The sequence below is a fragment of the Chryseobacterium sp. UF-81 genome (genome assembly GCF_058245105.1).
This window is the reverse complement of record NZ_JBSIBX010000002.1, coordinates 95,480-122,115: the sequence shown is the minus strand read 5'-3', so window position 1 is coordinate 122,115 and position 26,636 is coordinate 95,480. Positions and strand designations below refer to the sequence as shown.

At 37.4% G+C, this 26,636-nt stretch carries 24 protein-coding genes; 17 read left to right on the top strand and 7 right to left on the bottom strand.

Annotation, left to right across the window (positions count from 1 at the left end; translation table 11 throughout):
• The first annotated feature begins 28 nt into the window (after positions 1-28).
• The 6 genes from nadB (at position 29) to AC4IFE_RS03600 (ending at position 7,896) form a co-directional block, all read left to right on the top strand.
• Complete coding sequence (nadB, locus tag AC4IFE_RS03625) at positions 29-1,600, top strand: L-aspartate oxidase (protein ID WP_490754963.1); 1,572 nt, start codon at positions 29-31, stop codon at positions 1,598-1,600.
• A gap of 10 nt (positions 1,601-1,610) precedes the next feature.
• Positions 1,611-2,471 (top strand): carboxylating nicotinate-nucleotide diphosphorylase, encoded by an 861-nt coding sequence (gene nadC, locus AC4IFE_RS03620; RefSeq protein ID WP_490754961.1) that lies wholly within the window; start codon positions 1,611-1,613, stop codon positions 2,469-2,471.
• A gap of 209 nt (positions 2,472-2,680) precedes the next feature.
• A complete protein-coding gene (locus AC4IFE_RS03615; RefSeq protein WP_490754960.1) occupies positions 2,681-5,257 on the top strand; it encodes a TonB-dependent receptor in 2,577 nt (858 codons plus the stop codon).
• Between the two features lie 84 nt (positions 5,258-5,341).
• Positions 5,342-5,782, top strand: coding sequence for a hypothetical protein (locus AC4IFE_RS03610; protein WP_490754958.1), 441 nt, complete (start codon positions 5,342-5,344; stop codon positions 5,780-5,782).
• Between the two features lie 66 nt (positions 5,783-5,848).
• The gene (locus tag AC4IFE_RS03605; protein ID WP_490754956.1) at positions 5,849-6,841 is read left to right on the top strand and encodes an aspartate-semialdehyde dehydrogenase; all 993 of its coding nucleotides are present in this window, start codon (positions 5,849-5,851) and stop codon (positions 6,839-6,841) included.
• A gap of 53 nt (positions 6,842-6,894) precedes the next feature.
• Positions 6,895-7,896 (top strand): cation diffusion facilitator family transporter, encoded by a 1,002-nt coding sequence (locus AC4IFE_RS03600; RefSeq protein ID WP_490754954.1) that lies wholly within the window; start codon positions 6,895-6,897, stop codon positions 7,894-7,896.
• Between the two features lie 28 nt (positions 7,897-7,924).
• Here the strand turns inward: AC4IFE_RS03600 and AC4IFE_RS03595 are convergent, their stop codons facing one another.
• Together AC4IFE_RS03595 and xrtF are read right to left on the bottom strand one after the other, a co-directional pair.
• On the bottom strand, positions 7,925-8,359 hold the full coding sequence (locus tag AC4IFE_RS03595; protein WP_490754952.1) for an exosortase F system-associated membrane protein: 435 nt from the start codon (positions 8,357-8,359) through the stop codon (positions 7,925-7,927).
• Positions 8,346-8,876: an exosortase family protein XrtF gene (xrtF, locus tag AC4IFE_RS03590; RefSeq protein ID WP_490754950.1), complete on the bottom strand. Its 531-nt coding sequence runs from the start codon at positions 8,874-8,876 to the stop codon at positions 8,346-8,348. Before xrtF ends, AC4IFE_RS03595 begins: the two co-directional genes overlap by 14 nt.
• Positions 8,877-9,092: 216 nt before the next feature.
• Between xrtF and AC4IFE_RS03585 the strand changes: the two genes are divergently transcribed.
• The 5 genes from AC4IFE_RS03585 to AC4IFE_RS03565 all read left to right on the top strand — a co-directional run bounded on the left by AC4IFE_RS03585 (position 9,093) and on the right by AC4IFE_RS03565 (position 12,670).
• Entirely contained in the window at positions 9,093-10,112 is a 1,020-nt protein-coding gene (locus AC4IFE_RS03585; protein WP_490754948.1) for an aminoglycoside phosphotransferase family protein, read from the top strand.
• 32 nt (positions 10,113-10,144) lie between these two features.
• On the top strand, positions 10,145-10,552 hold the full coding sequence (locus AC4IFE_RS03580; protein ID WP_490754947.1) for a RapZ C-terminal domain-containing protein: 408 nt from the start codon (positions 10,145-10,147) through the stop codon (positions 10,550-10,552).
• 116 nt (positions 10,553-10,668) lie between these two features.
• Positions 10,669-11,382 (top strand): nucleotidyltransferase family protein, encoded by a 714-nt coding sequence (locus AC4IFE_RS03575; RefSeq protein WP_490754945.1) that lies wholly within the window; start codon positions 10,669-10,671, stop codon positions 11,380-11,382.
• A 6-nt stretch (positions 11,383-11,388) separates the two neighbouring features.
• Complete coding sequence (locus AC4IFE_RS03570) at positions 11,389-12,141, top strand: LOG family protein (protein ID WP_490754943.1); 753 nt, start codon at positions 11,389-11,391, stop codon at positions 12,139-12,141.
• 58 nt (positions 12,142-12,199) lie between these two features.
• Positions 12,200-12,670 (top strand): DUF6702 family protein, encoded by a 471-nt coding sequence (locus AC4IFE_RS03565; RefSeq protein ID WP_490754942.1) that lies wholly within the window; start codon positions 12,200-12,202, stop codon positions 12,668-12,670.
• Positions 12,671-12,730: 60 nt separating this feature from the next.
• On the opposite strand, the gene AC4IFE_RS03560 is transcribed toward AC4IFE_RS03565, so the two are convergent.
• The 3 genes from AC4IFE_RS03560 to AC4IFE_RS03550 all read right to left on the bottom strand — a co-directional run bounded on the left by AC4IFE_RS03560 (position 12,731) and on the right by AC4IFE_RS03550 (position 17,575).
• The gene (locus AC4IFE_RS03560; RefSeq protein WP_490754940.1) at positions 12,731-13,189 is read right to left on the bottom strand and encodes a hypothetical protein; all 459 of its coding nucleotides are present in this window, start codon (positions 13,187-13,189) and stop codon (positions 12,731-12,733) included.
• 94 nt (positions 13,190-13,283) lie between these two features.
• Positions 13,284-14,681: a M949_1556 family lipoprotein gene (locus tag AC4IFE_RS03555; RefSeq protein WP_490754939.1), complete on the bottom strand. Its 1,398-nt coding sequence runs from the start codon at positions 14,679-14,681 to the stop codon at positions 13,284-13,286.
• 17 nt (positions 14,682-14,698) lie between these two features.
• On the bottom strand, positions 14,699-17,575 hold the full coding sequence (locus tag AC4IFE_RS03550) for a carboxypeptidase regulatory-like domain-containing protein (RefSeq protein WP_490754937.1): 2,877 nt from the start codon (positions 17,573-17,575) through the stop codon (positions 14,699-14,701).
• Positions 17,576-17,820: 245 nt separating this feature from the next.
• Between AC4IFE_RS03550 and AC4IFE_RS03545 the strand changes: the two genes are divergently transcribed.
• Together AC4IFE_RS03545 and AC4IFE_RS03540 are read left to right on the top strand one after the other, a co-directional pair.
• Positions 17,821-19,008 (top strand): endonuclease/exonuclease/phosphatase family protein, encoded by a 1,188-nt coding sequence (locus AC4IFE_RS03545; RefSeq protein WP_490754935.1) that lies wholly within the window; start codon positions 17,821-17,823, stop codon positions 19,006-19,008.
• Positions 19,009-19,064: 56 nt separating this feature from the next.
• Positions 19,065-19,484 carry a DUF6146 family protein gene (locus AC4IFE_RS03540; RefSeq protein WP_490754934.1) on the top strand — a complete coding sequence of 140 codons (420 nt, stop codon included), beginning with the start codon at positions 19,065-19,067 and terminating at the stop codon, positions 19,482-19,484.
• A 97-nt stretch (positions 19,485-19,581) separates the two neighbouring features.
• Here AC4IFE_RS03540 and AC4IFE_RS03535 read toward each other — a convergent pair whose 3' ends face one another.
• Together AC4IFE_RS03535 and rho are read right to left on the bottom strand one after the other, a co-directional pair.
• The gene (locus AC4IFE_RS03535) at positions 19,582-20,178 is read right to left on the bottom strand and encodes a superoxide dismutase (protein WP_490754932.1); all 597 of its coding nucleotides are present in this window, start codon (positions 20,176-20,178) and stop codon (positions 19,582-19,584) included.
• A 312-nt stretch (positions 20,179-20,490) separates the two neighbouring features.
• A complete protein-coding gene (rho, locus tag AC4IFE_RS03530) occupies positions 20,491-22,356 on the bottom strand; it encodes a transcription termination factor Rho (protein WP_490754930.1) in 1,866 nt (621 codons plus the stop codon).
• Positions 22,357-22,501: 145 nt separating this feature from the next.
• On the opposite strand from rho, the gene AC4IFE_RS03525 reads away from it, so the two are divergent.
• The 4 genes from AC4IFE_RS03525 to AC4IFE_RS03510 all read left to right on the top strand — a co-directional run bounded on the left by AC4IFE_RS03525 (position 22,502) and on the right by AC4IFE_RS03510 (position 26,591).
• Complete coding sequence (locus tag AC4IFE_RS03525; RefSeq protein ID WP_490754928.1) at positions 22,502-22,891, top strand: DUF4293 domain-containing protein; 390 nt, start codon at positions 22,502-22,504, stop codon at positions 22,889-22,891.
• 372 nt (positions 22,892-23,263) lie between these two features.
• Positions 23,264-24,184 (top strand): M28 family peptidase, encoded by a 921-nt coding sequence (locus AC4IFE_RS03520; RefSeq protein ID WP_490754926.1) that lies wholly within the window; start codon positions 23,264-23,266, stop codon positions 24,182-24,184.
• Positions 24,185-24,384: 200 nt separating this feature from the next.
• The gene (locus AC4IFE_RS03515) at positions 24,385-26,217 is read left to right on the top strand and encodes an ABC transporter ATP-binding protein (RefSeq protein WP_490754924.1); all 1,833 of its coding nucleotides are present in this window, start codon (positions 24,385-24,387) and stop codon (positions 26,215-26,217) included.
• 26 nt (positions 26,218-26,243) lie between these two features.
• Positions 26,244-26,591, top strand: a complete 348-nt coding sequence (locus AC4IFE_RS03510) for a DUF1801 domain-containing protein (protein WP_490754922.1) — start codon at positions 26,244-26,246, stop codon at positions 26,589-26,591.
• The last annotated feature ends 45 nt before the right edge of the window (positions 26,592-26,636 follow it).

Sequence of the window (26,636 nt, the reverse complement as noted above, 5' to 3'; positions counted from 1 at the left end):
ATTAAACGATCGTACCTAAAGCAAGCATATGATAAAAGCGGATGTATTAGTAATTGGTTCCGGCATCTCGGGACTTTCCTATGCCATTAAAGTTTCTGAACAGCTCCCTGATGCCAAAATCATCATCGTAACAAAATCCGACGAAGACGAAAGCAATACCAAATACGCACAGGGCGGACTGGCTGTAGTCACCGACCTTAAAAACGATAATTTCGAAAAGCATATCGAAGATACCATGCGTGCCGGGGACGGAGAAAATAAGCGCGATGTTGTAGAAATGGTTGTACGGGAAGCTCCTACAAGATTCAATGAAATTGTAGAATGGGGCGCCAATTTTGACATGAAAAACGGAGAATTTGCTTTGGGAAGAGAAGGCGGCCACACTGAAAACCGTATCGTTCACCATAAAGACATTACCGGATTCGAGATTGAAAGAGCTCTTCTGGCGACAGCCAACAGCAGCCCGAATATCGAAATCCTCGACCACCATTACGTTATCGATATCATTACCCAACACCATGTACCGGGAAAAGAAGTAAGTGAAGGCGAAATTAACTGCTATGGGGCCTATATTTTGGATGAAAAATCAAAAATCATCAAAAAAATTACTTCCAAAATCACTTTAGTTGCTACAGGAGGTGCAGGACATGTTTATAAAAACACAACAAATCCTACCATTGCCACCGGAGACGGGATTGCGTTTGTAGCCCGTGCAAAAGGTAAGGTCTCCAATATGCAGTACTATCAGTTTCATCCAACAGCGCTGTACAGCAAGATTAACGGAATGCTTTTCCTTATTTCTGAAGCAGTCCGGGGAGATGGTGCTAAATTAAGAACCAAAAACGGTGAAAAATTCATGCATAAATATGATGTGCGTGAAGAATTAGCCTCAAGAGATATTGTAGCCAGAGCCATTGATAATGAAATGAAGATCTCAGGTGATGAATTTGCCGGCCTTGACTGCCGCGATATGGATCATGAAAAATTTCTGGAACATTTCCCGAATATTTATAGAAAATGTAAAGAAGAAGGAATTGACCCTTTCATTCAACTGATTCCTATAGTACCGGCATGCCATTATCTGATGGGTGGTATAGAGGTCGACAAGGATGGTCAGTCTTCTATCCGGAATCTTTTTGCAGTGGGAGAATGTACCAATTCCGGATTACATGGTGCGAACAGGCTTGCATCAAACTCACTATTGGAAGGTTTAGTCTTCGGACATAATGCCGCTATAAAAACGGTTGCTCTCCTTAATGAAAACAACTTCAACTTTGATGATCTTAAAGCCGTTCCGGAATGGAATGAAGAAGGAATGAAGATTATGGATGAAATGGTTATCATAAGCTATCTCAGAAAACAGCTTCAGGAAATGATGAGCGATCTGGTAGGTATCGTGAGAAGCAACAGACGTCTGAACATGGCCTTACAGAAACACCAGGAGATTGCAGCAGCTGTGGACGAGATTTATCACTATTCTATTCTTTCGCCACAGCTATCTGAATTAAGAAACCTGACAACCGTTGCCCACCTCATCATTACCCAATCCATGGAAATGACCGAAAATAAAGGAGCATTTTACAATAAAGACTTAGCTTAAAACATATATAATGAAAAGACCAGCCTACGCTACGGATAAAGTATTAAAAACATTCATCAAAAATGCCCTGGAAGAAGATATTCAGGATGGTGACCACTCTACCCTTTCCACAATCCCAAAGGATTTGAAGCAGAGTGCCAAACTTCTGGTAAAGCAGGACTGTATTTTAGCAGGTGTTGAGCTGGCAGAAATTATTTTTAAAACTTTTGATAAAGATCTGAAAGTTGAAGTTTTCATCAAAGACGGAAAAGCGGCAAAAGTTGGTGATGTAGCTTTAACAGTAACCGGAAGCGCAAGATCAATTCTATCAACGGAAAGGCTGGTCCTGAACTGCATGCAGAGAATGAGCGGTATTGCTACCCTTACCCACGACTGGGATTCCCGATTGGTAGGAACAAGAACAAAGCTTTTAGACACCAGAAAAACAACTCCTAATTTCAGAGTGTGCGAAAAATGGGCCGTTGCTATAGGTGGCGGAACCAATCACCGATATGGTTTATATGATATGATCATGCTGAAAGATAACCACATCGACTATAACGGGAGTATTACGAATGCCGTAAAAATGGCAAAAGATTATGTTAAAAGTACTAAGAAAAAATTAAAGATCGAAGTTGAGACAAGGAACCTGGAAGAAGTAAAAGAAGCCATCAAAGCAAAAGTAGACAGAATCATGCTTGATAACATGAGCACACCTATGATGAAACAGGCAGTAGAAATGATTAACGGCTCTTGTGAGTCTGAAGCTTCAGGTGGAATTACCCGTGATATGTTAAAAGAAATTGCTTCTACCGGGGTCACTTATATCTCTGCAGGAGCCCTTACCCACTCGGCTGAGAATATCGATTTGAGTCTCAAAGCCGTGAAATAGCGTTATATTTTTAATAAAAACAGCCCTCATTTGTTAAAAACTCAATAATATGATTTTTTTCATGTAAAAATTCAATTTTTATTTATATGACTGAAATTCAGAAAGTTAACTCTTATTAAGATTGAGTAAAAATTAACATACAGTTAATATTAGTTAAATTTTATTTCGCGAATTTTGCAGAAAATTAAATCTAACTATTACTAACGATTATGAAATTAATCAACAAATCGATGCTATCCGTAGTGATTACTTTATCTACAGCCAGCGTCTATTATGCTCAACAGGTTCAGGATACGGTGACAACTAAATCCAATGACATTGAACAAGTTGTATTAACTGGTGTTGCCGATATCGCCAAAGATAGAAAAACACCGGTAGCAGTTTCAACAATTAAAGAAGCAAAAATTGTTGAAAAATTAGGAAATCAGGAATTTCCTGAGATCTTAAATACGACCCCGTCTGTTTATGCTACTAAAGGCGGTGGAGGTTTTGGAGATGCCTCGATTAGAATTAGAGGTTTCGGAAACGAAAATATCGCCGTAATGGTTAATGGTATGCCTGTTAACGATATGGAAAACGGAGCTGTTTACTGGTCAAACTGGGCTGGTATGTCTGAGGTAACATCTGCAATGCAGGTGCAAAGAGGTTTAGGTTCTTCAAAATTAGCAATTTCTTCTGTTGGAGGTACAATCAACATCTTAACAAGAGCAGCTGATAAAAAAAGACAAGGTACTGTTTCATTAGGATTAGGTAATGATGGTTATTTAAAAACTTCATTTGCTTATAATACAGGAAAATCTGCAAAGGGATGGTCAACGTCATTTTTAATGAGTAGAACTGCAGGAGCAATGTATATTGATGGTTCGGATTTTGAAGGATACAACTATTATTTTGCATTAGGTTATCAGCCAAATGAGAAGCATGATTTTCAATTTACATTTACAGGGGCTCCTCAATGGCATAATCAAAACTTCACCAATTCTATTGCAACTTATTTACAATATGGTCAAGATGGAGAGCCTAACAGAAGATATAATTCAAACTGGGGAACTCTAAATGGTGAACAATTTACTACTAACAGAAATTACTATTCTAAACCTGTTGCATCCATTAACTGGGATTGGAAAATTTCTGAAAACTCTAAATTATCAACAGTTGGTTATGCATCATTTGGTAGAGGTGGTGGTACCGGAGTACTAGGATCAATAAATGGTAAAACTATTTTTAACCTACCTAAAACAGCTGATGGGCAAATACGTTTCGACGATATTGTAAGATGGAATCAAGGAGCAAATGTTGCTGACTTTGGAGCAAACAATACTTTTCCAGCTGGGCCTGGTATAAACAGAAGCAACAATGGTATTACCATGAGATCAAATGTTAATTCACACGATTGGTATGGTTTATTATCAAGCTTCAACCATAAAATAAATAGCGAACTTAATTTCTCAGTTGGAATTGACACTCGTTATTATTATGGTTACCACCCAGGAATCATAACAAATTTACTTGGAGCTAATGGATATTTAGAAAGAGGAGATTTCAATCGTCCTGCAGGATACATTGTTAACGAAGCTTATAACCCTGTCCCTTCAGCAAATCCTTTTGTAAAAGCAATTAAGGATAAGAGTCAAATTGCTAATAGAAATTATGATGGACAAGTTTTATGGTATGGGGCTTTTGGACAACTTGAGTATTCAAAAGATAACTTTACTGCTTTTATCCAGGGAGCTGTATCTAATCAAGCTTTTAAAAGAATTGATAACTGGATTGTAGATGGCGTAACTGTACAAAATGGTCAAACGGTTTACAGAAAAACAGACTTTAAAAACATACTAGGTTACAACATTAAAGGAGGTGCTAATTATAACATTAATGCAAATCATAATATATTTGCTAACGTTGGATACCAGTCAAAACAACCATTTTTCACAGCAGTTTTCCCTAGTAACAAGCAGCCTTTAAATCCTAACTTAACAAATGAAAAAATTGTTGGTTTAGAATTAGGTTACGGTTTCAGATCACAAGCTTTCAGAGCGAATGTTAATCTCTTCAGAACTTCATGGGCTGATAGATTCCAAAGAAGAACCGGTCTTACAATTGATCCAGATAACAACCCGGCAACAAATAATTCAGTTACTAATGCCTACGCAGAAATATCTGGAATTACACAAATACACTATGGTGCTGAACTTGAAGCATCATATACGCTAAATAGATTATTAGATTTAGAAGGAATGTTCTCTTGGGGAGATTATAGATACTCAGGTAATGCTTCAGGTACTGTATTTGATGACAACAATAACCCTGTAGTTGTACAAAATGGAAACAACACCGCCACATTAGCTTTAGACAATGCAAAAGTAGGTGATGCTCCACAATTAACAACTTCATTAGGTGCAACTTTCAAACCAGTAAAAGGATTAAGGATCAATGCAGATTGGAGATTTGTAGGTAATCTATATAGTAATATAACTGTTACAGACTTTATGGTTAACATGAATACGGGAGAATTACCACCAGCAGCAATTAATGGTACACTAAAGTTACCTGATTATAATCTACTTGATGTTGGAGCTAACTATACTTTCGATTTCGGATCTAGAGAAAGCTTAACAATCGGAGCAAATATCTACAACTTATTAGATACTACTTATATTTCAGAAGGAAGATCTAGTATTTACGCAGATGGGTCACAGCCTACTTACAAAGGAATAGATGTACGTAATCAAGTTTACTTTGGATTTGGAAGAACTTGGTCTGCAAACATTACATTCAGATTCTAATAACATCACAATATTAGATTTTATAAATATCTATCCCGGCTTTTCGCCGGGATTTTTGCTATATTTGTGTACAAAAAATTGAATATGGATTTTTATAAGATTTTTCTTAGTGCACACAAAGGATTCGGGTATCTTGAACTTCTTTTGGTCTCATTATTTATTATTGCCCTTTTGGCCACTATGTTTGGCTTCAGTGGTAAAGTGAACAAATTTTTAAAGAAGACGACTCTCTTTACGATGATTTTCTTCCATGTTCAGTTTCTGATAGGAATATGTTTGTTATTCATATTTTCTCCTGGTTTCAAAGCGGCATTAGATGCAGGGACCTTAATGAAGGATCCCTATAGCAGACAGACATTTGTAGAGCACCCATTTTCTATGTTAATCGCAGCAGTATTGATGACCATCATCAACAAAAAAGTGAAGTCCAATGATACTATTTCTTTAGGAATTGTGATCATGGGTCTTATCGCTGCAGGTTTATTTGCATTCGCGTTCCCTTGGACAAGAGTCTTTGGGGCCTAAAACATAAAATACAAAGTTGAGTTGATAACTTTGTAAAAGTTTAACCTTAAATTTTTAATTAAATCAATGAAAGTAGCTGTAGTCGGTTCAACAGGAATGGTTGGACAAGTTATGCTTAAAGTTTTGGAGGAGAGAAACTTCCCTGTAACAGAATTAATCCCGGTGGCATCCGAAAGATCTGTAGGTAAAAAGGTGAAGTATAAACAGGAAGAATTTACCATCGTAAGCATGAAAGACGCTATAGCTGCCAAACCGGATATCGCCATTTTCTCTGCCGGAGGAGATACTTCTCTTGAATTCGCCCCTCTTTTTGCTGAAGCTGGTACCACAGTGATCGACAATTCTTCAGCATGGAGAATGGATCCTACCAAAAAACTGGTTGTTCCGGAGATCAATGCTAATGTTCTTACCAAAGAAGATAAGATCATTGCCAATCCGAACTGCTCTACCATTCAGTTGGTAATGGTTCTGGGACCATTGAATAAAAAATATGACCTGAAAAGAGTGGTTGTTTCAACCTACCAGTCTGTAACAGGAACAGGAAAAGCTGCCGTGGATCAGCTCAATGCTGAAATAAACGGAGACGACAGCGTTGCCAAAGTATATCCTTATCAGATCTTCAAAAATGCACTTCCTCACTGTGATGTATTCAGTGATGATGATTATACGAAAGAAGAGATTAAATTAATGAAAGAACCTAAGAAAATTTTAGGTGACAATACATTCAACCTTACAGCCACTGCAGTGAGAGTTCCTGTTCAGGGAGGCCACTCAGAAAGTGTAAATATTGAATTTGAGAACGAGTTTGACCTTGACGAAGTAAGAAAGATCTTATCCGAAACACCGGGCGTTGTGGTAATGGACAATGTGAAAAACAACGAATACCCAATGCCGCTGTACTCCGAAGGTAAAGACGAAGTTTTCGTCGGCAGGATAAGACGGGATCTTTCACAGCCCAAAACGATGAACCTCTGGATCGTAGCAGACAATCTGCGAAAAGGAGCCGCAACGAACGCTGTACAGATTGCAGAATACTTAGCAGCCAACAACTTAGTTTAAACTAACAAAATAAAAAAGAGTCTCAGAATTGAGATTCTTTTTTTTATCAAACTATGGAAAATAAAAAAACCATTACCAGCAAAGACAAGATAGGATTCCAAAAGCTGATTGCCGCTTTCGGGGTCATTCTATTCATAGGAAAGATCATTGCCTGGAAGCTCACCAATTCAGATGCTGTGTTTTCCGATGCCATGGAAAGTATTGTAAACGTCATCAGTGCATTTATGGGACTTTACTCTCTGCACCTTGCTGCAAAGCCTAAGGACGAGGACCACCCTTACGGTCACGGAAAAGTAGAGTTCGTAACATCCGGCATTGAAGGAGCTTTAATAGCCATAGCCGGCATCATGATCATCTATGAAGGTGTTAACAGCCTCATCGTGGGGAAAACCATGGACAAAATAGACCTGGGGATCTGGATTATCGCCGCAACTGCTGTTGTCAATTACTTGCTGGGGTACATCTCCATTAAAAAAGGACAGGCAGAAAACTCGCTGGTTCTTGTTTCGTCCGGAAAACATCTTCAGTCTGATACCATTACGACATTAGGTGTTGTCATAAGTTTAATTATCGTTTACTTTACTAAGATTTACTGGCTGGATTCGGTTGTTGCTCTTATTTTTGGACTTTATATCATTTATGTAGGCTATAAAATCGTCAGAAAATCTTTAAGCGGTATTATGGATGAGCAGGATCCTGATCTTTTGAACCAGATTATCAGAGTACTTGAAGAGAACAGAAGAATAGAATGGATAGATGTCCACAATATGAAAATTCAGCAGTTCGGAGCCAATCTCCATATTGATGCTCATATTACCCTACCTTGGTACTACAGTCTTCGTGAGGCTCACAATGAAATGGAAAAAATGATTCTACTTTTAGCTAAAAATACAAAAAGAAGTGTAGAATTTAATTTCCATATGGATGACTGCAAAACAGTATCATGTCCCGTATGCCAGATCAAAGACTGCCCTGTCCGCGAAAAAGATTTTGTAAAAAGAGTGCAATGGACTCCGGAAAATGTCACCAGTGTAGATAAACATACTGCAGATTAGTCTGTAGTAAATAATTGTTCTGATTTATTTATCCTCTTTTCATTAACTGTTTTCTATAATAAAACATCGGAACAATCAAAAGCAGCGCTAAAGGCTGAATGACAAACCTTCTCATGTAAAACGAAAAAAGATATCCTATATCAAAACGATCATAGATACAGTAAAGATAAATCGGAAAAGTAATAACAAAGATAATGGTAATTAGCAATGCTCCCTGCACCGTCCACTGACGGTTTTTAAAAAGACATTGAATGATCACGCACGAAAAAGCAAGATTAAGCATAAACCTGAAGAGATGCCCTGCAATTAACTTTCCCCATTCAAAATGGGGAAATGCAATGTTTTTAATGGCTTCATGAAAATATTCAAGAAAAGGATCATAGAAAATTTTGTCTTCAAGCATCCGTACACTTATAAGACCGCAGATTCCTGTTATCACCAAAAGCCAGTTAAGAATTTTCATTTTTTAAAGCAAAGAATTTAATCCACACTAGCCACAGAACCACTACAGTTCCGTAAATAACTGCCGGAAAAATAAAATCATGGAATATTTTTCCATATTCTTTATGATCTGCTATGACAATATTCAGCCCAACAATTCGCAGAAGATTCATAATGTAAAGCAAAACAAGTCCGGCCAAAGCAAAAATATACGTTTTAGCTCCTTTATAAAATGCAAAAACAAAGGCTATAAACAAAATCATGACAGAAACAGCATTACACCCTTCCACCATCCTTGTTACATATTCTTTCTTTACATAAAACCAAACCTGCTCGTTTTTCACATCATCATAAAGCAATGTAGGATACCCTATCACCTTTTGAATGGAGGCAACCTGATCAGCAATCATCCGGGAAAAAGAATCCAATCCGTTTTCTTTACCAATGTTCAGATAAAACTGATACCCTAAAAGCAGCACCAGATAGATGACGATGAACCTCAATAAAATGTTTAAAACCGGTTTAAAATCTTTTAACATACTGCAAAGATAGAAATTAGACTGAAACTTAGGTTAATAAATGTTTGATTTAAGACTTCAAACAACAAACACCAGATATCAGAAATTAGTTTTACAGAATTTGACTGACAGCAACCATCAGCTCCTAAATCAGACCAATCTAACCCTAATACTCTAAAACTCTCAAACCCTCAAACAACCAAACTCCCATTAAATTAGTATATTTGTTTCCATATTATGACTTCCGAAAACGCAAAACGATTTTTTGAAAATTATCTGGGTGGACCATCTTCTGAGTTCGTTACGCTGGCTCAAAGTGGTTCTGCGAGAATGAATTTCCTGGCTAAATCCAACACCGGAAAATACATTGTCACAAGCAATGAAAATATTCCTGAAAACGAAAGTTTTCTTTATTATTCTGAAATCTTCTCAAAATTTGGTCTCAACACACCCGATATTTTAGCTGTTTCAGACGACAGAAAAATGTATATACAGGAATTTCTGGGAGAACAAACTCTTTCAGAGATCATTACAGCAGAAGGGCTTTCAGTTCCTGTAAGAATATTGGTAAAACAAACATTAGAAAAGCTTTTCCAGCTTCAGATCCGGACTCAGGGAAAAATTGATTTTTCAAAAACTTTTGAATACGAAAGTTATGACGAGCTTCCCGTGATTCATGATCTCTATTATTTTAAAAATTTTGTAGCTGATGTGCTGGAACTTGAATACCGTAAATCTGTTTTACTGAAAGAATTTAAACAGATTGCCCGGCTTATTGAAAGTCTTGAACCCAAAGGAATCATGATCCGTGATTTTCAGGCAAGGAATATTATGGTTAATGAAGATCGTAAAGTTTCGTTCATCGATTACCAATCCGCTATGGAAGGACCGCTGATGTACGACGTGATTTCTTTTCTTTTCCAGGCTAAAGCCGATTTTCCGGAAGATTTCAAAAATGAGATGCTTGACTATTATATCGGACAATTTGAAAATGAAGAGATTCAGGATCAACTAAAAAATTCGGTAAAACCAATTCAAATGATGAGATTTCTTCAGGTACTTGGAGCGTATGGCTTCAGAGGACTGATTCAAAGGAAGCATCATTTTATAGCCAGTCTCGAAAAAGGGATTCAAAATATCACCCAGTTTGCTGCATCCTGGGAACATATGCAGAACTACCCGGAACTGAAGAAAGTGATAGAACAGCTGTCTTCGGAAGAATCTAAAATAAAAGTTAATGCAATTTTAAACCATTAAGAGATCTTAATGTTCAAATAAAAATATAAATAATGTTACACATCGACATACACAGTTTTTCATACAAAAAAGGAGGAATTCCTAAGGACCATTCAGGAAACGGCGGAGGTTTTACTTTCGACTGCAGAGGAATTCTGAATCCGGGAAGAATTGAGGAATACAAAATCCAGACAGGAAACGATATCGGGGTTCAGGAATATCTTGAAACCAAAACCGAAATGCCAAAGTTTCTGGAGCTGGTAAAATCTATTATTTCAATCAATATCGACAATTATCTGGAAAGAGGTTTTGAAAACCTGCAGATCAATTTCGGATGTACAGGAGGACAGCACAGATCCGTTTATTCTGCGATCAAGATTGCCGAATTTATCAAGGAAAAATATCCTGAAGGAATAGAAATAAGCCTTCACCACGATGAACAGCACCACCTGAACGTATAAATGATATTTGATAAGAGATAAATGATTACCATAATTTAAAACATCAGTTATCACCCTTCACTTAATCATTTTTCGATCATTCATCAATTATCATTCATCAATTATATATATAAAAAATGAAAGCTTTAATTTTCGCTGCCGGAAAAGGCACAAGGCTCAAACCTTTTACGGATCACCATCCAAAAGCACTGGCTCCGGTAAACGGCATACCACTTCTGGAAAGAAATATCAACTATCTTAAAGGCTTTGGAATAAAAGATTTTGTGATCAATATCCATCATTTTGGAAATCAGATTGTTGAATTTTTAAATAAAAACAGTAATTTCGGATGCAGCATTGAAATCTCAGATGAAACAGACGAACTGCTGGAAACAGGTGGCGGCTTGATTTTTGCTAGAAGATTCCTCGATCACGGGGAAGATTTTCTAATCATGAACGCTGATATTTTAACGAATATCAATATTGACGCTTTCGTTGAATACCATAAAAAGATAAAAGATTTCGCTACTTTAGCGGTTTCTGATAGAGACAGTTCCAGAAAGCTGCTTTTCAATGACGATATGGTTTTGAGAGGCTGGCTTAATGTACAGTCGGGAGAACAGAGGCTTGCGGAATTCAACAAAGGCTTTAAGGCCCTTGCTTTCAGTGGTGTTCACTGCATCAACCCCGCTATCTTTGGAAAAATAAAGAGAACCGGCAAGTTTTCTGTTATGGAGGAATATCTTGACCTGATGCAGACTGAGCATATCCACGGATTTGTACATGACAGCATTCTGATAGATGTCGGAAGACCGGAATCTGTAATAGAAGCCGAAAAACATTTTAAATAATTTGCAATGGAAATGGATGGAACCAGGGATGAAAGTTTAGTAAACCCGGCCCTTGATATTAACGAAACAAAACTTCACAACAGTTTCAGACAGAAGACCTGGGACGAAACCATCACCAAAGACAGCTGGATGGTTTTCAAAGTAATGGCTGAATTTGTGGACGGGTATGAAAAGCTGGCCAAGATAGGGCCATGCGTTTCTATATTCGGTTCCGCAAGGCTGAAACCGGAAACCAAGTATTACGAAATGGCTGTTGAAATTGCTGAAAAGATTACCAAACTGGGCTTCGGAATCATTACCGGGGGCGGGCCTGGCATCATGGAAGCAGGAAATAAAGGTGCTTTTAATGGACAGGGAAGGTCCATCGGGCTAAATATTGATCTTCCGTTTGAACAGCATTTTAATCCATACATTAATAAATCCTATTCTATGAACTTCGATTACTTTTTTGTAAGAAAGGTAATGTTCGTAAAATATTCCCAGGGATTCGTAGTAATGCCCGGCGGTTTCGGTACTCTGGATGAGCTTACGGAAGCAATCACTCTGATTCAGACCAATAAAATAGGTAAATTCCCAATCGTTCTGGTCGGAAGTGAATTTTGGGGAGGATTACTGGATTGGTTCAAAGCAACACTGTTAAAAGAAGGAATGATTGCCGAAGATGATTTGGACCTATATCGGGTGGTAGACACAGCTGACGAGGCTGTTGCACACATCAAGGCGTTCTATGATAAATATTCTGTGAATGTAAATTTTTAATTGGCATATTATTTGTGACCTATAATTAGCAAGAATGATTGTAAATCTATTAATTAAGATGAAAAAACTTTTATATATATCAGGAATTTTAACATTTTTTGTGTTAATGAGTTTTATGTATGTAGACTTTTTCTCTTCAATGACCAAAGTTGATTATATAGATGGAAGCAAAACATTGAAGTTTACCACAAAAATGAATACCAATCATATTTCTGATGCTATTAAAATCAATCCCAATACAGCAGGATTTGAAGCAGAGGTAAAAAAATATGTAAATAATAATTTTGATGTGTTCGTCAATGGATCTCCCAAAACTATAACCTTCACCGGAAGTCAGGTAAGCGGAGAAACTGTATGGGTGTATTTTGAGACCGGTGGTGTTTCCGATATCAATACCTTAAAGATTAAAAACACTATTCTTTTAAGTGCTTTCCCTAAGCAGATCAACATTGTTAGTGTTGCTTATAAAGGAAGCCAGAAAGTAATGAACTTCCAGCGAGGCAAGGAAGTCAATGAAGTTTCTTTCTAAACGGAATAATTTAAAATATGGACCACCGCAGATGCGGTGGTTTTTTGTTCCTTTATTCTTCTAAAGTCCTTCATAAACCTTTTTAAGGTCATATTCTATATCACTCTTATCATATTGAAAAGGAATTTTGATCAAAGACCAGGTTTCATCATACATGTTATATTTTGGATAAATACCGTGTTGGATAAGAGAATCTGTGATATCATATTTTTCGAGTAGAATAACTCCGTTTTCAATGTTTAAAGAGTCAAAAGCCACCAGATATTTTCTGCCTTTTGTATACTCACCATTTGCTTTCAACTCTATAATATGGCCGCCATCATACATAAATTTAAAGTTATTTCCGCTTCTTCCTCTATCTGTATAATAACTTGAGGTCACAATTCCCACAGCATATTTGGTATTTTTAAGCATATTCTGATTGGGTGGACCAATCCTTACTTTAAAGAAAAATATATATATTAAAAGGAGTACACTTCCTGTTATCAGTATTCCCCTTATTATTTTATTTTCCTGCATGGTATTAAGTTTAAAACAAAGTTAAAATAATTATCCAAGCATAAAAAAGGCCGTCCTATAAAAGACGGCCTGTATTTAAAATATCAGATTTTGATTATTGAACCTGAATATTATCTAACTGTACAGTAGTTGTAACACCAGTTGATGCTCCTGTATATTCGAACAGGATAAATCCATTACCCGTTAACCCGGCAGGTAAAGTATAAGTTCCTGCAGGAGTTAATGTACCGTAACCGCTAACAGGGGTTTGTGGAATTGTAAATGCAGATGTAATATCTGTTTTTGTTGCTGCTGTAATATCTCCAAGTGGAGTATAATTGGTTGTGTAGTATACTTTTAAAGCATTACCGTTCCAGAATCCAACATTTACATCAAACTTTAACGTATTGGCAGCTGTAAAATCAACAGGTACCGCAAAATATGTTAAATAATTTCCAGATCCTGAATTAGCTCCCAGCTGAATATATTTATTGTTGCTGAAAGTTTTTAACTGCCAGTATCTGTTTCCTAATACCGCATCATTTACATATTTAGGATACACTTCAAGGTTAGCAGGAGTCAGTGAATAACTTTCAAAGTTTTCAAGGAAAGAACCTGAATAAGTAATCTCAGTACCTCCTTTAGGCGGCGTTGAATCTACTCTTGTTCCAGTGAAATTAATATCGGATAAGCTTCTGATCAGCATTTGCCATGTGGTATTGTATCTGCTTACTACAAAAGTAACAGTTCCGCTTCCTTTCGGTAAAAGCTCTCCCCCACTCTTGAAGAATCCTGAGTTTCTGATTACTGCAGTACCACCTAATTTATCTTCAATATTCCTGTCTGTATCCAAACCTTGGCCTCCTGCATCATAATCAAGATATTTTTTCTGAACCGGGAAAATTTCACCAATACTGAACTGTACATCAGACACAGTCACTAATGTATTGATTAAATTAGCCTGTTTTGCATCATTTAATGAATTAAGCTTGGTTGGAATAATAGTCTGAATATCCAATCCGTTTCCACCGCAAACTCCGGAAACATATCTCCCTACAAGAGCCTGAGGAATTCTGCCAATTGCAAAATTCGGATCTTCAGAACCTATTTTAATAGATCCTCTGTCAAGTCCTAAACGTAATCCTTTCGCATTAATTCTGATGTGTGCACCTACCGGGAAGTCTGCAAAATTACTTGCTTTATCCACTTCGATCTGAAGACCTACAGTAGGGTTTACCGTTTTATCCTGGAAGGAAATCGTTTTATAGAAGTTTCCCTGAGCATCAGAAGAAACGATATAACCATCGAAAATCTGATCTGTTGTAATCAATTTGTATCCTGTTGCAGGAGCCTGAGCTGCAAAATCAGCCATTGACATGGTAGGCGCCTCAAATTTATTTGAACAAGCGATTGGAGGAGTTTCCCAATCATCATTCTTTACACAAGAAGACACTGCAGACAGTACACCTACTGCCACAAATGCCGTTTTGAAAAAGTTAGTGAAATTATTCATTATTATTTTTTTATTTATTAGAATCTGAATTGTAAGTTGATAAAGTACGAACGCCCCTGTGTATACCAGTATTTCGGTCCAAAAGAAGGTTTAGGGCTATAGTAATCATAAGCGAAATCCATAGCTTTTGTTTCTCTTGTCTGTTCGAAACCTCCTGTGATGAATCTTCTGTTGTTCAAGATATTATTTACAGAAGCGGTCAATAATATATAATACTTTCCAATCATGAATGACTTCCCTGCATTAGCATTCAAGAAAAATGCAGAAGGAAGTTCTACCGGTTTCAGCATATCGCGCACATCTCCATCTGTAAGACCTAAATAAGGAGTATTTGAATATGGGTTCTGAATAAAGTTATTCGTTCTTAAGGCCGGGGCCGGATCCAGATAATTATTATCAAAATAATTCCAGTTTGCTCCTACCCACCAGTATTTCGGATTGTTATATCGGAAACCTAATGAGAAAGCTCTCTGAGGAGTACCTCCCTGCTTATAATCTTTCAGATATGCTTTCCCGAAAGAAGTAACGCTACTTCCTGATGCATCAGAAACCAAATAAACTTCCGGATTATTTCTGTAAGTATACTGGCCTAAACTTGCAAGCCCCTGTAAAGATAAAGTAGGAATAACTTTTAGATCAACACCTAATTCCACTCCCATATTTCTTTTCTCAACATTAGACATTACCTGAGTAACGAATGCACTCTGTACCTGAGAAACGGAACCGTCAGGATTGGTGCTGCTCATCTGAATCCCGTCTGCGAAGAAGCGTTGTACGTTGGTTTCATTCTGTGTATCTACAATATACCCTGATGCTCTTAATTTAAGGAAAGGAGTGTTGATCACATAACTTAAATCATTAGCTGTATATACCGTACTTCTGATATTAGGATTAACAAGGGCATTGATTCTGGGATTGATAAATAAATCTTCAAGGAATGGTGCCTGGTTGTACACAGCTCCGTTGTACACTAAGAAATTACGTCCGTTGATACGGTAAACAATTTGTCCTTTCAGACCAAAATTCCAGAAATTGTAATCTTTACTTTTCCCGTAAGAATTCTCATATAAATAATGCTTGAAAAGACCTTCTCTGTTTGAAGTGGAATATCCGGCCAAAGCAGAAACAAATACATCGAAATTACCGGTAGAGAATTTCAGTCCCGGATTTACTTTTGCTTCCTGTCTTCTCAGGATATAATTATAAGTCATACGGTCTCCTACTCTCAGCTGAACGTTAGGATCCAAAGTATTATAGAATCCTGTAGAACCAGGTTTGGCAGACTCTTTAAACGGATCAACGCCAATGGCATAATCTCCACCTAAAAGGTCTTTCATTTCACGGTAAAGTTCTGATCTGTAGTTCTGATAGGAAACGTTCATGATGAACTTTATACGATCGTTAAAGTTGTACGTATAGTGTGTACCTGCGTTGAAGATCTTATCATCACTTACATCATCTACAAGATATATCTTGGAACGTTTCCCTGATAATCCGTACAAACGAGCCATTTCAGCCTGGTCTGCAGCATCGTTCTTTTGATTATTGGCATAGATCTGCCCCCAGTTGATCTGAGTAACATTGGGATCTCCGTTCTGCCAGCTAGACATGCTTGTGTTATATGCATCCCAAAGCGTGTTATACTGCATGGGATCAGTTTCAGTATTATTAACGGAGTTATAGATAATACTGTTAATATAATAACTTGGTAAGTTTCTGTAGTATGTAGGCGATGGATTAGTAACCCCATTCCAGTCTAGACGTGACCCTTTATCTTTTCCAAACTGGTAAGATGCTGTTGTCCAAAGGCTGGAATTTTTGTTGATCTTCCAGAAATCCTGCACCTGGAAAAGCGGCTGGAATCCTCTTCTTACTCTTTCGCTTCTTTTTTCTCCATCCTGCCATCCCCAGTAAGAGTTATAGTGTACGCCTCTGTAATCATAGACTTCCTGCGTACTCGGGCTCGCTGTAGATCTTCTGTATGGCGCACCGATCGCATTGAATGTGATCGTGTGGCTGTCGCTGAATTTCTTTTCTATACCCAAGTAAGCTCCATAGGCATCATAAAAAGTTCCTTCCTGAATTCCTTCCTCAGCCCATCTTCTGGCTCCCATTACGGTAAATGCCCACCCTTTCTTGCTCATTCCTGAGGTATAACGCAAAGAGGTTCTGTTTCTGTAGTTTCTGTTAGTCAGGGATTGTGTAAACTGAAATCCTTTTCTATACTCACTCGCTTTTGTATTCTTGTAAACAACAGAGCTGTTTCCACCAAAAGCATATTCAGACGGGGAATGGTTAGATGCGATCTCCGGATATCTCGTGATCTCGTTCAGTCCGCCCCAATTGCTGAAGTCAACATTACCATTATCAGATTTTACCATTGATACGCCATTCAGCATAGATTCTCCTGTTCTTCCGTCAATTCCTCTTGGGCGGAACCAGTAAAAACCTAAGTCAAACGCAGCAATTCTGCTGAAAATATCCTGAGAAGATTGTAATAGTCCTACTGTGGAAGCTTGCCCACTGCTGTTGCTGTCATCATCATCATTATCTATAATAGCTAATCCCTGATCTGCGTTTGTAAGTGCAGAATATAGAGTGATTACCCCTAGATCCTTCCTTTTCTCATCGGTTACATCAAACTCCATCATTTTGGTTTCGAAGTTTGGTTTCGTAATCATAATTTGGTAATGGCCCGGCTGCAGGTCTACAAACTGGAAGTATCCAATTTTGTCAGCCGTTACATCATTTTCGCTCCCTTTAAGATCTACTTCTGCCCTTTCAACAGGCTTTCCATCAGCATCCTTAAGATACGCAAATACAGTAGTCTGCGCAAAATAGAATGAAGCAGGAAGTAAAGTAAATAAAGAGACTAATGATAGTTTTTTAATCATGAGTATATTATTTTTTTTAATACTTTTCTTCTTAATTCTCAACAGTTTAAAAGTTGGGGGCACAAATTTAATCAAAATTTGGAATCTCCAACTTTTTTAACAATATTTTTTCTTAACATTGCAACCTTTTAAGATTCATTATATAAGAGAATTGTTTTATCTTGTTTTAAATTTACAAATATTTAAATGGAGTGAATTAAAAAAAGGTAAATTTGTGGTTTAAATAATTTTAATACTCTACGAGGATGAAGAGATTGATGAGCTTTATCGCTGTTATTTTTTCAATAATGGCTTTTGCACAACAGGGAAAACTTAGGAAAGTGGCCACTGTTGGCTTTTTGAATGTTGAAAACCTTTGGGACACCATTCGTTCTGCAGATTATATTGATGGTACAAAAGATATCCGCAATCCGGCTTTCCACAGAAGCATCCCCATGGATTCCATTAAGTTTTTAGAAGCCGAAAAATATGACGGACCTTGGAGTGACAGTGCTTTAAAGGGTAAAAAAGCAGTAAGATATCAAGGCGGTTCCGAGGAATTCACGCCAAGCAGCAGTAAAAATTATAATACTAAAATTTACAAGGCCAAGCTTGCCAACGAAGCAAAGGTAATTTCTGAAATGGGTGCACAGTATACAAAAACGGCCCCTGCAGTAGTTGGACTTATTGAAGTTGAAAACAGACAGGTCATTGAAGACCTGGTAAAGCAGCCTGTTCTTGCCAAATATGACTACGGAATTATTCATTATAATTCTTATGATTACAGAGGAATTGATGTTGCACTAATTTATCAGAAAAGAAGATTTACTCCAACCAACTCGTTGAAAAAAGAATTAAAAGTTTTTGGCGATGACGGTAAGAGAGAATATACAAGGGACATTTTGGTAGTAACAGGTTTTCTGGATAACGAAAAGGTTGCGTTTTTCATGAATCACTGGCCTTCAAGAAGAGGTGGTGAAGCCGTTTCATTACCTAAAAGGAATGCTGCCGCCGCTTTACTGAAACAGCAGATGGACAGTATAAGAGCTGCAGATCCTTCCACTAAACTTTTTGCAATGGGTGATTTTAATGATGATCCTGTGAGCGCAAGTTTGAAAAATCATCTAAAAGCTGTCGCAGGCCCTAAGGATCTGAGCGAAACTACTCCATATCTTAATTTAATGTATCCTTTATATAAGAAAGGGATTGCTTCACTGGCTTACCAGGATGCTCCTAACCTTTTTGACCAGATTATTGTTTCCAAAAATTTAATATCTGATCAGGTAACAAAAGAATATTCTGTATATAAAGCAGAGATATTTGCTCCTTCTTATTTAGTAAACAAGGAAGGAAATTATAAAGGGTATCCTTTCAGATCCTGGGATGGAGACCGGTTTACAGGAGGATACAGTGATCACTTCCCGGCATTTGTTATTCTTCAGAAAGAACCATAAAAAATTAACTTAGGCACTCATTTTGAGTGCTTATTTTTTATATCAATGTTTTTATTATGAAAAATCTTATTATACTGCTTTTCTTCGCCTATATTCCTTTCAGCTGTTTTTCCCAGAACGGCCCCCAGAAAGGTGAAGAAAAATCAGAAATGAAGCCTTCTAAGAATGAAGACGGAGAGTGGGAACTTACTGTGATTGACACCCAGTTCGATTATTTTCTGAATGCAGTGGCAAAACCGATAAGCCAATATTCAGAATCTTATCTGAAAACAAAAAATACATTTCTGGTCAATGAATGGAATGCTTATTACAATTCAGGGAAATACCGGAATATTATAGAGTCAGGTATAGATTACGACCCAAGAGAAAACTACGGAATAAAATTCGAGTATAAGCTGTACCAGGTCTTTGCTTATGTCAGCTGGAAATACGGCCTGAAAATGAATGGGCTTTCCGGAAGCGATGCCGTTAGATAAAATAAATATTAAACCATCGTTTTTTATACATTCGATCTAGAATAAAAAAGGTTCAGAATTTCTTCTGAACCTTTTTTATTTTTATAATAGCTGAAAATTATTTGTTGAATAATTCCTCTACCTTATCCCAGTTTACAACATCGAAAAATGCTGAAACATAGTCAGGTCTTCTGTTTTGGTAGTTTAAATAGTAAGCATGCTCCCAAACATCCAATCCAAGAACCGGAGTTCCTTTAACGTCTGCAACAGGCATTAACGGGTTATCCTGGTTTGGAGTAGAAGAAACAGATACGGATCCGTCTGCATTTTTAATCAGCCAAGCCCATCCTGAACCAAATCTGGTTTTAGCAGCATCAGAAAAATCTGTTTTAAATTTTTCAAGGCCACCGTAAGCTTCGATAGCAGCTTTTACGTTTCCTACAGGCTCTTTGCTTCCGCCCGGAGTTAAAATTTCCCAGAATAAAGAGTGGTTAAAGTGTCCTCCTCCATTATTTCTTACTGCTGGCTTATCAGTTCCTGTCTGGCAGATCTCTTCGATCGTTTTTCCTGCCAATTCAGTTCCTTCAATCGCTTTATTTAAATTGTCAATATACGCCTGGTGATGTTTTGTATGGTGGATCTCCATAGTTTTTGCATCGATAGTCGGCTCCAATGCATCATATGCATATCCTAATTTTGGTAATTCAAATGACATAATTTTATTTTTAATGTTATATCCAAATTTAACCAATATTTAAGCTATTATCAAATACTGGGGATTACTTTAATAAATCTTTAACATTGATATATTGATTTAGAATGAATTAAATTTTATAAGAGAAAGACAGAAGCTGGAAGATAGCGGTTATTTCAGTCTAAAACATCCCGAAAATCAATTTTAAAAAAAAGAATATAAACTGATAATCCTTAACGCTATCACAATTTAACAAAGCATTAAAAACTTTCAGGCACAAAAAAGCACGAAAATCAATTGATTTTCGTGCTTTTAATTAACAATTAAATTAATCTATTTATTCATAGACATCAGGAATTCTTCATTATTTAAAGTTCCTCTGATGTTTTTATTAACAAATTCCATTGCTTCTACAGGATTCATTTCAGAAAGGTATTTTCTGAAGATCCACATTCTCTGTGAAGTCACCTCATCTAAAAGAAGATCATCCCTACGCGTGCTTGAAGACACAAGATCAATTGCAGGATAAATTCTTCTGTTGGCAATTTTTCTGTCCAGCTGAAGTTCCATGTTCCCTGTTCCTTTAAATTCTTCGAAGATCACTTCGTCCATTTTAGAACCGGTATCGATAAGTGCTGTGGCAATAATGGTTAGTGAACCTCCTCCTTCAATCTTTCTGGCCGCTCCGAAAAATCTTTTCGGCTTGTGAAGCGCATTAGCATCTACCCCACCGGAAAGAACCTTTCCTGATGCCGGAGTAACGGTGTTATAGGCTCTTGCCAATCTCGTAATTGAATCCAGTAAAATCACCACATCGTGTCCGCATTCTACCATTCTCTGGGCTTTTGCTAAAACAAGATTCGCCACTTTTACATGTTTGTCAGCCGCTTCATCAAATGTGGAGGCAATAACTTCCGCATTGACACTTCTTTCCATATCGGTAACTTCTTCAGGACGTTCATCAATCAGAAGCACCATCATATATACTTCAGGGTGATTGGCCGCAATAGAGTTGGCAATATCTTTAAGCAACATCGTTTTACCTGTTTTAGGCTGGGCAACGATCATCGCTCTTTGTCCTTTTCCTATAGGTGCGAAAAGATCTACAATCCTTGTTGAAAGCGTAGATCCATTCCCAGTAAGGTTGAATTTCTCTTCAGGGAAAAGCGGAGTTAAATATTCAAAGGCAACACGGTCTTTGATGAACGCAAGATCACGTCCGTTCACTTCCGTAGGTTTCAGTAACGAAAAATATTTTTCACCTTCTTTCGGGAGTCTTACAATTCCTTTAACAGTATCTCCGGTTTTCAGACCAAAATTTCTGATCTGTGCCGTAGACACATACACATCATCAGGAGAAGAGATATAACTGAAATCAGATGAACGAAGGAATCCGTAGTTATCCGGAAGGATTTCCAAAACCCCTTCAATGCTTACCATACCGTCAAAACTAAATTCTTTTCTGTGCTCAGAATGGTGCTCCTCATTTCTGTCAGCATGTTGTCTTTGCTGATTTTGATTTTGATTTGGATTCTGATTCTGGTGTTGGTTAGGATTTTGATTTTGACCCTGATTTTGGTTTTGATGCTGATTAGGGTTCTTATTTTGATTTCCGCTGTTTTGCGGGTTGTTGTGTCCTTTTTGTTGGGATCTGGCCTGAGGTTGGGAAGTAGCAGGCTTTTCTTCTGATGGAGCAGATTCCTGAGGTTCTGCATTTTTAGGAGCTTCCGCTCTTTCCTGGGGAGCTTCTGTGTTGCCTGTGTTGGCAGTTACTCTTTTTCTTTTTTTCCTAGCCTGTGCTGAATTGTTTTCTTCAGGAGCGGAAACTGTTTCAGCTTTGGGCTCTTCCTGTTTTTCTTCAGCAGCCGGCACCTTTTCTTCTACTTTTTCTTCAGCTTTAGGGCTTTCTTCATTGGGTGCTTTTACTTCTGCTTTGGGTTTGGCAGGTTGTCTTTTAGGCGCTGTTTTTTTTACAGGAGCCTTGGCAGGTTTATCTGCCGGTTTTTCTTCAGTATCCATACTGGTTTCTGTGGCGTTGAAATAATCTTTTGCAACTTTAGGGTTAGAAGCCTGAAAGTCAAGAACGGCAAAGATCTTATCATTATCATTGCTGTTTCTAGCAACTTTAACGCCTAAATCTTTTAAGATTTTAGTCAGTTCCGTTACGGATTTTGACCTTAACGTTTCTATGTTAAACATACTTAATGTAAAAATGTAATTAATTGTGAGTAAGAAAAGTAAGTCCGGTGACTTTTGTTTTCAAGTACATATGTATAATGCAAATCTACACTTATTTTTGAATTGTGCAAAATTTATGTTATTTTTGCCTGGTATTTAATAATCTATGCTACAGAGAATACAGACTATATGGACTCTTTTGGCTGTTTTGGCCGCAGTTTTCCTTTTCATTACAGGACAGGATGTTGACGTTTTTGGCAATATTCCGGTCATTGATATAAGCTGTATTGCCCTGGTTTTGGCAGGAGCATTGAGTATTTTCAGTTTTAAAAACAGGAAAAGACAAATTTTGCTGAATACATTCAGCATCATTATAAACGTTTTGTTGATTGGTGTATTGGCGTACTGGTTACTAAACTTATCCGGAGGAATTCAGATTCCTGAGAAGGGTATTGAGCCGGTTTTCCCATTGATCGCGGTAATATGTCTGTTTATTGCAAACGCATACATCCGCAGAGATGAGAGGCTCGTGAAATCTGTAGACCGACTTCGATAGCCTTACAACGATTTTTTGAGTGAGAACAGTTCCGAAAGGAGCTGTTTTTTTGTTATAGCCTAGTCTTTTTTTAACACAAATTTTCATATTCGGACTGTATTATTTTAAGTAAAGATGCCGGCTTCACCGTTGATGAAGGTACGGGCTAAAACGCACGCTTCATCAAATCAATCGTATTGATTCCTTCTTTGCTCCCTTGAATCCTTTGCGTTTAAAAAATTTTCAGGTAATTTTAATTTTTCTTATGCCTTACCTTCTTTAACGGTTCCAATGTATGATCCTGATTAAATTTTACTTTAAAGATTAATTTTATATCACTTCATGCAACATTTCCGTTAAGTATACGACTGATCCTATAAATTATATCAAAAAATGAGAAAACTAACCTACCTTGCCCTGTCATTCTTCTCAGCATTTACATTTGCTCAGGAGGTTTCAAAAGAAAGAGTAACCACTATACTTGCGACCCTGGCTTCAGATGAAATGAAGGGCCGTGAGATCGGAACTCCGGAAAATGATAAGGCTGCAGAATATATTGCAACGCTTTTTAAAGAAAACAAACTTGAATACTGTACGGGAAACTCTTACCTGATCCCTTTCGAATATAAAGGAAAAAAAGTTTATAATGTATGTGGAATCAAAAAAGGAAAGACAGATAAATACTTAGGGTTCTCAGGGCATTTCGACCATATCGGAACAAGTGATAAAACCGGTGACAATATTTATAATGGTGCTGATGATGATGCAAGTGGAATTACAACTTTAGCAGGTATTGCCGATTATTTTAAAAATAAAAAGCCGGAATTCTCCATGGTGTTTATGGCCTTCAATGGTGAGGAAAAAGGAATGCTTGGCTCAAGAGCTATTTCCACAGATACCGGTTTAGATAAGGTATATAATAATATGACGGCACTTTTCAATTTTGAAATGGTGGCTACAGAATCCCAGTTCGGAAAAAATGCACTTTTTATGACCGGCGATGAGTTTTCCGATTTCGATGAACTTTTTAATAAGTATGCGGCAAACGGATTAAAAATCAATTCTGATCCGTATGCGGCTCAAAAATTATTCTACAGATCAGATAATGTAAGCTTTGTAAAGAAAAAGATTATTGCCCACTCATTCTCTACTGTGGATATGACGAAAGCTTCCCATTACCATAACGAAAGTGACGACGTAAAGGTTGTAGATTTTGATAATTTAACAACCATCATCAATAACGTTGGAAAAACTTTGGAAAAACTGACTCCACAGAATTTCGCCCCAAAATATAATGACAAAGTAAAATTTTAAATAATATTTAAATAATAAATGACAAAAAAACCGCCGGGCTGGCGGTTTTTTTCATGTCCTGAAACCGTCTGAGCATCGAAAACTAAACAAACGTTTGTAACAAAACATATTTAATTGAAACATATTAACCAAAGTAAAACAGGATTAAGAACGTCTTTTCCTTTAATTTTACGTAATTTTGCTATCCAATTTTTCATTGAATGAAACCATTACAAAGAATACTTTATTTCGCGAAACCGCATCAAAAATACCTTTTCGGAAGTATGTTTTTCAATATACTGTACTCCTTACTCAATATCTTATCTGTAGGAACTATGCTTCCTATCTTGGGGCTGATGTTCGGAACGATTGAAAGACAGGGAAAAGAACCGGTATGGAGCGGAGCCTTCGGCGATTATTTCAACTATATAAAGGATAAAGCTTATTATTTTGTACAGACACAGATTGATCAGCATGGTGCTGTTTACGTACTTGCTGTTCTGTGTGCCATTACAGGAGTTTCATTTTTACTAAGGAATATTTTCAGGTATATAGGTGCTTTCCTTTTGGTGAATTACCGTGTGGGCATTACCAAAGATCTTCGTACTGCGATGTACAATAAATTCCTGCAGCTTCCTGTCTCATTCTTTACAGAACAGAGAAAAGGAGACATGATGTCCAGGATTTCCAATGATATCGGGGGTGTAGAAGGTGGAATTATGGGTGTGTTAGTGGATATCATCAATGCTCCGTTTATGATCATCTCTTCATTGATTGCGTTATTTTTGCTGTCTCCCCAGCTGACCCTGTTTTCACTGGTTGTTTTCCCGGTTATGGGATTGCTGATCTCATGGACCGGAAAAAGCTTAAAAAAGCAGGCCCATTATGCGCAGGCTGAACTCGGAAACCTGTTTTCACTGGTAGACGAAACTTTAAAATCATCTAAGGTGATCAAGATCTTCAACGCGGATAAGATCCTTAAGAACAGATTCAACGAAACAACTACCAACTGGCAGAAATTTGCCATAGATATGAGCCGAAGAAGAGAACTTGCTTCTCCTATGAGCGAATTCCTTGGCTCTATTACCATTCTTATCATTACCTGGTATGCGGGAACTCAGATTTTAGAGGAGCAGACTATGAAACCTCAGGCTTTCCTGGTTTTCATCGGAATGTTCTTCCAGATTTTGGATCCTGCCAAAAAGCTTTCCAGCGCAATCTCTTCTATCCAGGGAGGTATGGCAAGTTTGGAAAGAGTAGCTGAAGTTCTTGATTATGATTTAAAGGTAGAAGAAATTGCTGAGCCTGTTTCTATCTCTACGCTTAATAATCAGATTGAATTCAAAAATATTGGATTCTATTATGATAAAGACAATGTTATCCTTAAAAATTTCTCGCTGATCATTCCTAAAGGGAAAACAATCGCTCTTGTAGGACAGAGCGGAAGCGGAAAAACAACGATTGCCAACTTGCTGGCCAGATTCTATGATGTGAATGAGGGTGAAATTTTAATTGACGGAACTGACATTAAACATTTAAAATTGAAAGAATACCGCCAGCTTCTGGGAATGGTAACCCAGGAGTCTGTATTATTCAATGATTCGGTTTATAATAATATCCTTATGGGTAAACCTGATGCTACCAAAGAAGAGGTAGTGGAGGCTGCAAAAATTGCTAATGCTGATAACTTCATTTCGAATCTTCCTGATGGATATGACTCCAATATCGGGGATGATGGAAATAAACTTTCCGGCGGTCAGAAACAGAGGGTATCTATTGCCAGAGCCGTATTGAAAAATCCACCGGTGATGATTTTGGATGAAGCCACTTCTGCCCTGGACACGGAATCTGAAAGATTCGTTCAGGATGCCCTGGATAAAATGATGGAAAACAGAACATCCCTGGTTATTGCCCACAGGCTTTCAACGATACAAAAAGCAGACTGGATCGTAGTGATGGAGAAAGGAATTGTAGTGGAACAGGGAACGCATCATGACCTTATCGCTAAGAAAGGAATGTACCATAAGCTCGTGGAGCTTCAAAATTTTGACTAATCGTTTATTGAATTAAATTCACTTAAATGAATCCTATACAAGAGTACTTCTACAGAATCAAAGAACCTGAAAGAAGTGCTCTTTTGTTTTTACGTCAAAAGATCCTGGAATCCGACACGGAAAATATAACAGAAACATTAAGCTTCGGGCTTCCATTCTTTAAATACAATAAGAAAATGCTGTGCTATCTTTACTACAGCAAAAAATATAAGCAGCATTATGTAAGTTTCTACCACGGGGACAGACTTGATCATCCCCTGCTGATCCAGGATGGCAGAAAGAAGTTTAAAATCCTTCTGATTGACATGGAAGAAGATTTGCCTGTTGGGATTATTCTGAATCTTGTAGAAGAGGTTAAAAAGCATATAAAATAAAAGCTGCGGCATGGTTTCACCATGCCGCAGCCTTGTTTAAGAACT